This window comes from Streptomyces sp. FH025 (assembly GCF_017427025.1).
Classification (GTDB): domain Bacteria; phylum Actinomycetota; class Actinomycetes; order Streptomycetales; family Streptomycetaceae; genus Kitasatospora.
Map to the genome: position 1 here is coordinate 1 of NZ_JAFLNG010000306.1, position 8,823 is coordinate 8,823.

Consider the following 8,823-nt stretch of genomic DNA (forward strand, 5'->3'; position numbering starts at 1 on the left):
GTAGTACCTTGAGGTCATGGAAGCGACGATGCGCGAGCTGAATCAGCAGACGGCCAAGGTGATAGGAGCCGTCGAGCGGGGCGAGACCGTCACCGTCACCAAGGACGGTCGGCACGTGGCCACCATCCTCCCGCCGAGCCTGGCCGAGCCCGTCTACCCCTTCCGGACGGATCCGATGGGGGACGAACTCGACGACATGCCGGTCGTTCCGGGCGGTGGCGGGCGCATCCTGGCCGACCTCGATCGGCACATGGAAGGGTTCGGCAGGTGACCGCCGTCGCCGTGGTCGGTGACACCGGTGCTCTGCTGGCCGCGTACGCCGGCGATGAACCCGACCACGACGCCTGCCTCAAGGCCCTGCGTACGGTCGGCCACCTGGTCATCTCGCCCCTGGTACTGGCCGAGCTGGACTACCTCGCGCACACGGCGCTCGGGCCCGCGATGGCGATGCGCATCCTGGACGACATCATCGACCGGTGCGCGATCGGCCGCTTCGAGGTGCCCGAGGTGGGCGCGCACCTCGCCACCGCGCGGGCGGTCATGCGGCAGTACCCGGCCCTGAACATCGGCCTGACGGACGCGATCAACGTCGCGCTGGCCGCGGAGTTCAGGACCGACGCCGTGCTGACCGTCGACCGTCGCCACTTCCGCGCCGTCAGGCCACTGACCAACCACAAGGCCTTCCGGTTGTTGCCGGATGACCTCGACGGCTGATCCCTACCGCACCTCGATGAAGGCGTCGGCGTTGCGCTCCGGGCGTTCGCGGGGCGCCTCCGCGGGGCGGCCGACGGCGATGGCGCCCATCGGGTCCCAGCCGTCCGGGAGGTCCAGGGCGGCGCGGACGGTGTCGCGGCAGAACATGGTGGAGGAGACCCAGGCGGAGCCGTAGCCCTCGCCGGTGAGGGCGACCAGCAGGTTCTGCACGGCGGCGCCGACCGCGACGGTGAACATCTCCCGCTCCGCCGTGGCCCGGCGCGGGTCTGGGTAGTCGTGCGAGCCGTCCATCACCAGGCAGGGCACCACCAGGTACGGGGCGGCGCGCAGGACGTCGCCGCGGGCGGTGCGGCGGGCGATCCGGGCGTCGTCCCAGCCGTCGAGTTCGCGCAGGTCGCGCTGCCAGGCGGCGAGCATCGCGTCGAGCAGCCGGGTGCGGGTTCCGGCGGACTCCAGCAGGACGAACCGCCACGGGGTGGTGTGGTGCGGGGCGGGCGCGGTGACGGCGGCGGCGACGGCGCGGCGGACGGCGGCCGGGTCGACCGGTTCGTCGGTGAAGGCGCGGACGGTGCGCCGCAGGGTGACGGCCTGGCGCAGCGCCTCGGAGGTGCCGAGCCGGAACATGTCGTCCACGGCGGGTCGCACCAGCGGCCGGGTGCCCTCGCCGTCCTCGTCGGTGAGCAGGTGTCCGAGCCCGCGCACGACGGCCACCGGTACGCCGTTGGCCTTTCCCTTCACCAGGTCGGCGGCGGCGGCGAGTTCGTCGGCGGTGGCGGTGACGGTCAGGGTCAGCTCGTTGCCGTGGCTGTCGGTGCGCCCCCGGTGGTCCTCCAGGACGGAGAGCCCGGCGGCGCCGATCGCCACGTCGGTGAGCCCGTTGCGCCACGGCCGTCCGAAGGTGTCGGTGACGACGACGGCGAGGCGGCGGCCGGTGAGCCGCTGGAGTCCGGCGCGCAGCACCCGGGCGGAGGCGTCCGGGTCCTCGGGCAGCAGCAGCACGGTGCCGGGGGCGGTGTTGGAGGCGTCGACGCCGGCGGCGGCCATGACGAAGCCGTTGCGGTTCTCGACGATCCGGGCCGGTCCGCGCCGGGCGACCACCCGGACGGTCTCGGCGTCGATCGCGGCCTCGCGGTCGGCGGCGTGCAGCAGCCGGCCCTCGGCCTTGCTGACGATCTTCGAGGTGACCAGCAGGATGTCGCCGTCCTGGAACGTCCCGGCCTTGGCGATCAGCCCGGCGAGGTCCGCCCCGGCCTCGACCTCGGGGATGCCGTCGAGCCCCAGGATCTCCACCGCCGCCGTCACTTCCGTACCTGCTCCGCGAGGGCCAGCGCGGCCCGCGCCATCTCGGCGGTGGCCTCGACGTCGGTCATCAGCAGCGGGACGGCCCGGCAGGCGATCCCGGCGGCCTCGACGGCGGCCACCGAGGCCTCGTCGGCGGTGTCGACCAGCCAGCCGTCGATGAGTGCCGGGCCGTAGTTGAGCGCGACGGCGTCGGCCGTGGCCTCGACGCCGACGGCGGCGAGCACCTTGTCGGCCATGCCCCGCACCGGCGCCCCGCCGATGATCGGGGAGAGCCCGACCACCGGGGCCGGGGCGGCGGCGACGGCCTCCCGGATGCCGGGGACGGCGAGGATGCTGCCGATCGAGACGATCGGGTTGGACGGCGGGAAGAGGATGACGTCGGCCTCGGCGATGGCGTCGAGCACGCCGGGAGCGGGCTTGGCGGTGTCCGCGCCGACCGGGATGATCGCCTCGGCGTCGACGGCGGCGTGCAGCTTGACCCAGTACTCCTGGAAGTGGATCGCCCGGGTGCCCTGCTCGTCGGTGATCCGCACGTGGGTCTCGACCCGGTCGTCACTCATCGGCAGCAGCCGGACGCCGGGCTTCCAGCGCACGCACAGCGCCTCGGTGACCTGGCTGAGGCTGTACCCGGCGGTGAGCATCTGGCTGCGGACGAGGTGGGTGGCGAAGTCCCGGTCGCCGAGCCCGAACCACTCGGGGCCGACGCCGTACTCCTTCATCTCGGCCTTGATGGACCAGGTCTCGTCGGCCCGGCCCCAGCCCTGCTCCTCGTTGATGCCGCCGCCGAGGGTGTACATCACGGTGTCGAGGTCGGGGCAGACCTTGAGGCCGTAGAGGTGGATGTCATCGCCGGTGTTGCCGATGACGGTGACCTCGTCCTGCGGTCCGATCGCCGCGAGGAGTCCGCGCAGGAAGCGCGCTCCGCCGATTCCGCCTGCCAGTGCCACGATGCGCATGGGGTTCATCCTGCCACGTCCGACGGCCCGTCAGGTCGGCGGTTCGGGAGCCGGGACGTCGGACGGTGGCGGGTCCGGCACGCTCAGTGCGCCTCGGCGCGGTCCTGCGGGTGCTGCTCCGGGACGGCGGCGGCGCCGTACTGGTTCATCGCGGTCAGGCCCGGGGTGTAGAGGTGGATGGAGACGGCGGGTTCCAGCGAGCCGTTGACCACCTCGTGCAGGTAGCCGGGGGAGAACACCCTCTGCCCGCCGGGGCGCAGGGCGCGGGCGACCGAGCCGCTGGGGGTCCCCCCGGCCGAAGGCTGGGGGAGCGTGAGGGAGCGCTCGACCAGCTCGCCCCGGACGACGGTCATCACGCCGGAGGAGTCGCCGTGGTCGTGGAAGCCGCTGCCCTGGCCGGGCAGCCAGCTGAGCAGCCAGACCTCGTAGCCGGGGCCGGTCTCCAGCCGGGCGTACCAGCGGGTGAGCGCGTCGTAGCGGACCAGCGGCTCCCAGCGGGTGCGGTCGGCGGCGATCTCGCGGACCAGCCGGGCGTACTCGGCGACGGTGGTGGGGTGGTCCGGCAGGTCGGTGCGGGCGAGGTGCGGGAAGGCGAGCGGGTCGCCGGCGATGGAGACGTCGCTGAGGCCGTCGGCCCAGCGGTGGGTGCGGGTGGCGCCCGGGGCGGGGGAGCGGCGGGCGAGCTTGTTGCGGTCGCGGTTCCGCTTGCGGATGCGGATCATGCGCACGGGAGTCGTCCTCGGAGGAGTCGGCTGGTTCGACGGGGAGCAGCCGGATCCGGGATGTCCTGGGGCGGGATTCGCGGGCGGCCTCTGTGCTTCCTGGGGGCGGCGCGCGGTGGGACGCGGGCGCCTAGATACAGCAGGAGCAGAGGCGACAACAGAAGTTCACGGCAGGGCGGAGCGCGGAACCGCTCCGGGGGCTGGCGAACTCTGACATAGGGGAAAGGAGACCGCATCCGCAGGGGTGGTGTCAAACCGAATGATGCGGCATTCGGGTGGGTTGTGTCCGGATCAATACCGGATGGGGTGATTCATCACTCTCTATGTTTCGATGGGAAGATCGCCGGGAAGGCAGGCCGATGACCGGCCTGTGATGGTGACCGAGCGTCATTCCGCGATTGGTTGCGAACGGTTCGACGCCGTCCGGGGCCTTCGGGCTGAAGGTCCGATGTGTCCGGATATGTACACTATTCGTAACGGCTTGGTGCCGGGGAGTGAATCCTGGCCCCAATACCAGAGCTCGGCTTGACTGGGCCAGAGTGACGCAACTGTAATTTCACTCGTGTCGTCAGCCGCACGAGGCAACGGCAACCACGGGGACGCCAAGTAGGGGCAGAGGAGGCGCGCCAACATGAGCGAGCTCTTTGAGCTGTTGATCGGTGACGGCATCGCGGAGGAAGAAGAGGAACTCGGTTGGCAGGAGCGCGCGTTGTGCGCCCAGACCGACCCCGAGTCCTTCTTCCCCGAGAAGGGCGGCTCGACCCGCGAGGCGAAGAAGGTCTGCCTCGCCTGCGAGGTCCGCTCCGAATGCCTGGAGTACGCCCTCGCCAATGACGAGCGCTTCGGCATCTGGGGCGGCCTCTCCGAGCGCGAGCGCCGTCGGCTCAAGAAGAGCGCGGTCTGACCGGGGCGGCCCCCGACATCCGCTGACCCTCCGACAGCGGCGGACAACCACACAGCCGTACGAGCGCCTCACCGCGATGGTGGGGCGCTTTCGTGTTCCCACCCCCCTTCTTCACCGGCTCCGCACCGGCACCCCGCACGAGGCGGCCATCAGGAGCCGTTAGTGTGGTGCGCCATCCGGTTGCCGTTCACCGGCTGTGTCCACCGAGAACTGGGGCCCGCGCACGCGATGACCGTCTACAGCCACCAGAGCGGCTCCACCGCTTCCAGGCCGCCCGCCTACCCGCGTCACCTGGTCACCGCGGTGATCGTCTCGCACGACGGAGCCCGCTGGCTGCCGCAGGCCATGGCCGGCCTGCTCGGCCAGGACCGCCAGGTCCAGCGGATCCTCGCGGTCGACACCGGATCCACCGACAACTCCCCGCAACTGCTCGCCGACACGCTCGCCGACTGGCTGCCGGAGAGCGGCCCGCTGGTCCTCGGCCGCCGGGCCGGCTTCGGCACCGCCGTCGCCGAGGCCGTTTCGAGCAGCGCGCCGCTGCGCCCGGAGGACCTCCCGTACCGGCTCGACCCCTCCGGCTACGACCCGGTCACCGGCGGCTGGGACGACTTCGGAGACCCGCTCTCCCAGGAGGACGTCCTCGGCCGCGGCGGCCCGCGCGAGACCCAGCCGGTCGAGTGGCTCTGGCTGCTGCACGACGACTGCGAGCCGCAGACCGACGCGCTGCGCCGACTGCTCCAGGTCGCCGACTCCACCCCGAGCGCCGGCGTGGTCGGCCCCAAGCTGCGCAGCTGGTACGACCGCCGCCAACTGCTGGAGGTCGGCGTCACCATCGCCCGCTCCGGCCGCCGTTGGACCGGCCTCGACCGCCGTGAGCAGGACCAGGGCCAGCACGACCAGGTCCGCCCGGTGCTCGCCGTCTCCACCGCCGGCATGCTGGTGCGCCGGGACGTCTTCGAGGAGCTCGGCGGCTTCGACCGGGCCCTCCCGCTGATGCGGGACGACACCGACTTCTGCTGGCGGGTCAACGCCGCGGGCCACCGCGTCGTGGTCGCCCCCGACGCCGTGCTGCGGCACGCCGAGGCGGCCGCCCGCGAGCGCCGCGCCATCGACTGCGGCCCCTCCCACCCGCACCGGGTGGACAAGGCCGGCGCCGTCTACACCCTGCTCACCAACTGCAAGGGCGCGCTGTTCCCGTACGTGCTGCTGCGGCTCGTCCTCGGCACCCTGGTACGGGCCGTCACCAACCTGCTCGGCAAGGACCCGCGCCAGGCCTTCGACGAACTGGCCGGCCTCGGTCACGAACTCGTCCGCTTCCCACGGCTGTTGGCCGCGCGCAAACGCCGGGCCCGGACCAGGGCGGCGGACGCCCTGGACGACCGCACGCTCTTCCCGGCCCCCGGCGCCACCACCCGACTGGCCGTCGAGGGCGTCATCGGCTCGCTCGGGATAGGGGGCGGCGACGACTCCGGCGGCCGGCACGGCACGGCCGAGGCCGGCGGCGACGAGGAGTCCGAGGACCTGGTCGTCGAGCAGTTCACACTGCTCAAGAAGCTCGCCCGGCGCCCCGCGCCGGTGCTGTTCGCCGCCCTGCTGGTGTTCGCCCTGATCGCCTGCCGCGGCCTGCTCGGCAGCGGCGAGCTGTTCGGCGGCGCCCTGCTGCCCGCCTCCGACGGCGCGGGCGGCCTCTGGGCGATGTACGCGGACGCCTGGCACCCGGTCGGCACCGGCTCGACCGCCGCCGCACCGCCGTACCTCGGGGTGCTCGCGGTGCTCTCCTGGCTGCTGTTCGGCCACGCCGACCTCGCGCTCACCCTGCTCGTCGTGCTCACCGTCCCGCTGGCCGCGGTCAGCGCCTACCTGGTGTCCCGTCCGCTGCTGGACTCCAAGCTGGTCCGCGCCTGGGCCAGCGCCACCTACGCGCTGCTGCCCGCCGCGACCGGCGCGCTCGCCCAGGGCCGGATCGGCACCGCCGTGCTCGCCGTCCTGCTGCCGCCGCTGGCTCGCGCCGCCGCGATCGCGGCCGGCCTCGGCATCCGCGACGAGAGCGCCGCCAAGGGCGCCCGGCCCGGCTGGCGGCCGGTCTGGATGACCGTCCTGCTGCTCACCCTGGCCACCGCCTTCGTCCCGCTGACCTGGGCGCTCGCCGTGCCGCTGTGCCTGGCGACGCTGCTCCTCGCGGTGCTGCGCGGCGGCGCCTTCGGCTCCGGCGGCGCGGCGCTGCGCCTGCTCGGCCTGCGCGTCCTGGTGATCCTCGCGGTGCCCGTCGCGGTGCTCGCGCCCTGGTCGCTGAAGGTGCTGTCGCACCCGCAGTGGCTGCTGCTGGAGGCCGGGCTGCCCGGCCTGCACGGCGCGGGGGCGAGCGCGGCCGGCCTGCTGCTGGTCAACCCGGGCGGCGCCGGGGTGCCGCCGGTGTGGCTGTCCGCCGGTGTTGTCCTGGCCGCGCTCGCCGCGCTGCTGCGCGCCGACCGCCGTCGCGCGGTACTCGCCGCCTGGGGTGCGGCCGGCGCGGGCCTGGTCTTCGCGGTCGCGGTGGCGGGCACCTCCGTCACCCCGGCCTCCGGCGGCCCGGCGCTTCCCGCCTGGGCCGGCCCCGCCACCCTGATCGCCGGGATCGCCCTGCTCGCCGCCGCCGCGATCGGCGCCGACGGCGCCAACGCCCGCGTGGCCGGGATCGCCTTCGGCTGGCGCCAGCCGGTGGCCGCCCTGGTGGTGGCCGCCGCCGTGCTGGCCCCACTGGGCACCGGCCTGTGGTGGGCGCTGACCGGCGCCGGCGGCCCGCTGAAGCGCGCCCAGGCCGCCCAGGTGCCCGCCTTCATCGCCGAGGAGGCCGGCACCACCGACCGGGCCCGCACCCTGGTGGTCACCGGGGAGAAGGGCGCCGTCCGCTACACCGTGGTGCGCGGCTCCGGCCTGACGCTCGGCCAGGCCGAGTCCACCGTCGACCCGGCCACCGGCACCCGGGACGGTCTGGACCGGATGGTCGGCAGCCTGCTGGCCGGCTCCGGCGCCGACCAGGCGAACGCCCTGGCCGGCTACGGCATCGCCTACGTGCTGGTCGAGCGGCAGGCGATCGACGCCTTCAAGGACGTCCTGGACACCACCCCCGGCCTGGTCAAGGCCAACCAGGACGGCGACGCCGCGCTCTGGCAGGTCAACGGCGCCCCCGCGGTCCGCGCGGTGATCACCGCCCCCGGTGCCAACCCGGTGGTCGTCCCGTCCGGGGTCCGCGACCTCGCCACCACCGTCCCGGCCGGCCAGGACGGCCGGGTGCTGCGGCTCGCCGAGCCCGCCGCCCCCGAGTGGAAGGCCACCGTGAACGGCACCGCCCTGGAGCCCACCACGGTGGACGGCTGGGCGCAGGGCTTCAAGCTCCCGGCGGCCGGCGGCAAGCTGGCCGTCACCCGGGAGAGCGGCCTCGCCCACACCGGCTGGATCTGGGCCCAGGTGCTGCTCGGCCTCACCATCCTGGTGCTGGCCCTGCCCGGCCGCCGCAACAACAAGGACGACGACCTGCCCGAGGAGGTGGTGGCCGCCGCCGCGCTGGCCGCCGCCGCCCAGTCGCAGGCCCCCGCCCCCGGCAGCCGCCGGGCCCGCCGGATGGCCGAGCGGGGCGAGGGCGGCGAGCCCGGTGCCGAGGAGCCCGGGGTGTACGAGGGCCGGCCGGGCGCGATCCCGGCGCAGTCGACCGGCGAGCCGGTGACCGGGGCGGTCCAGGCGGCCGCCGCCGTCCAGGACGCCGAGCCGTACACCGACCCGTACCAGACCTACCAGCAGGCCGACCCGTACAGCTACGACCAGTACGCGGCCCAGCAGCCGGTGGCCGCGCCGTACGGCGGCCAGGGCTACGAGACCCACGGGTACGACGGCCGGCAGCAGGCCTACCCGCAGCAGGGCTACGAGCAGTACCCGCAGGAGCAGTACGGCTACGACCCCTACCAGCAGCAGCCGGAGCAGCAGCCCTGGCTGCCGGGCCAGCAACAGGGCGAGCCCTACTACGACCCCAACGACCCGGGCGGCACCGGCCACTCCTCTGGGGATTACCGTCCGCACCAGCACGGATCGGGGAGCTGACCCGCGATGAAGAAGCCCGCCTTCAGGAAGAAGTCCGGCGCCCCGGCCGCCGAGCCCACCGCCGGAACCGCCTTCGAGTCGGAGCCGACGCCCGCCCCGGCCGAGCGGCCGGGCCGGTTCGCCGGGAAGTCCGGCGGCGCCAGGACCACCC

The 8,823-nt window shown here is 74.0% G+C and carries 7 protein-coding genes; 4 read left to right on the forward strand and 3 right to left on the reverse strand.

From position 1 onward, the window contains the following. Positions 1-28: 28 nt before the first annotated feature. Together J0670_RS21415 and J0670_RS21420 are read left to right on the forward strand one after the other, a co-directional pair. Positions 29-271, forward strand: coding sequence for a type II toxin-antitoxin system Phd/YefM family antitoxin (locus J0670_RS21415; RefSeq protein WP_243437322.1), 243 nt, complete (start codon positions 29-31; stop codon positions 269-271). Continuing rightward, entirely contained in the window at positions 268-714 is a 447-nt protein-coding gene (locus J0670_RS21420) for a PIN domain-containing protein (protein ID WP_207813258.1), read from the forward strand. The genes J0670_RS21415 and J0670_RS21420 overlap by 4 nt, the downstream gene beginning before the upstream one ends. Positions 715-717: 3 nt before the next feature. Here J0670_RS21420 and J0670_RS21425 read toward each other — a convergent pair whose 3' ends face one another. The 3 genes from J0670_RS21425 to J0670_RS21435 all read right to left on the reverse strand — a co-directional run bounded on the left by J0670_RS21425 (position 718) and on the right by J0670_RS21435 (position 3,694). Then, the gene (locus J0670_RS21425) at positions 718-2,016 is read right to left on the reverse strand and encodes a coenzyme F420-0:L-glutamate ligase (protein WP_207813259.1); all 1,299 of its coding nucleotides are present in this window, start codon (positions 2,014-2,016) and stop codon (positions 718-720) included. Continuing rightward, positions 2,013-2,972, reverse strand: a complete 960-nt coding sequence (cofD, locus tag J0670_RS21430; protein WP_207813260.1) for a 2-phospho-L-lactate transferase — start codon at positions 2,970-2,972, stop codon at positions 2,013-2,015. Before cofD ends, J0670_RS21425 begins: the two co-directional genes overlap by 4 nt. An 83-nt stretch (positions 2,973-3,055) precedes the next feature. Further along, complete coding sequence (locus J0670_RS21435; protein ID WP_207813262.1) at positions 3,056-3,694, reverse strand: cysteine dioxygenase family protein; 639 nt, start codon at positions 3,692-3,694, stop codon at positions 3,056-3,058. Positions 3,695-4,325: 631 nt separating this feature from the next. On the opposite strand from J0670_RS21435, the gene J0670_RS21440 reads away from it, so the two are divergent. Both J0670_RS21440 and J0670_RS21445 read left to right on the forward strand, forming a co-directional pair. Continuing rightward, positions 4,326-4,598, forward strand: a complete 273-nt coding sequence (locus J0670_RS21440) for a WhiB family transcriptional regulator (RefSeq protein ID WP_063349134.1) — start codon at positions 4,326-4,328, stop codon at positions 4,596-4,598. Between the two features lie 228 nt (positions 4,599-4,826). After that, positions 4,827-8,672 (forward strand): glycosyltransferase family 2 protein, encoded by a 3,846-nt coding sequence (locus J0670_RS21445; protein WP_207813261.1) that lies wholly within the window; start codon positions 4,827-4,829, stop codon positions 8,670-8,672. Positions 8,673-8,823 lie beyond the last annotated feature (151 nt).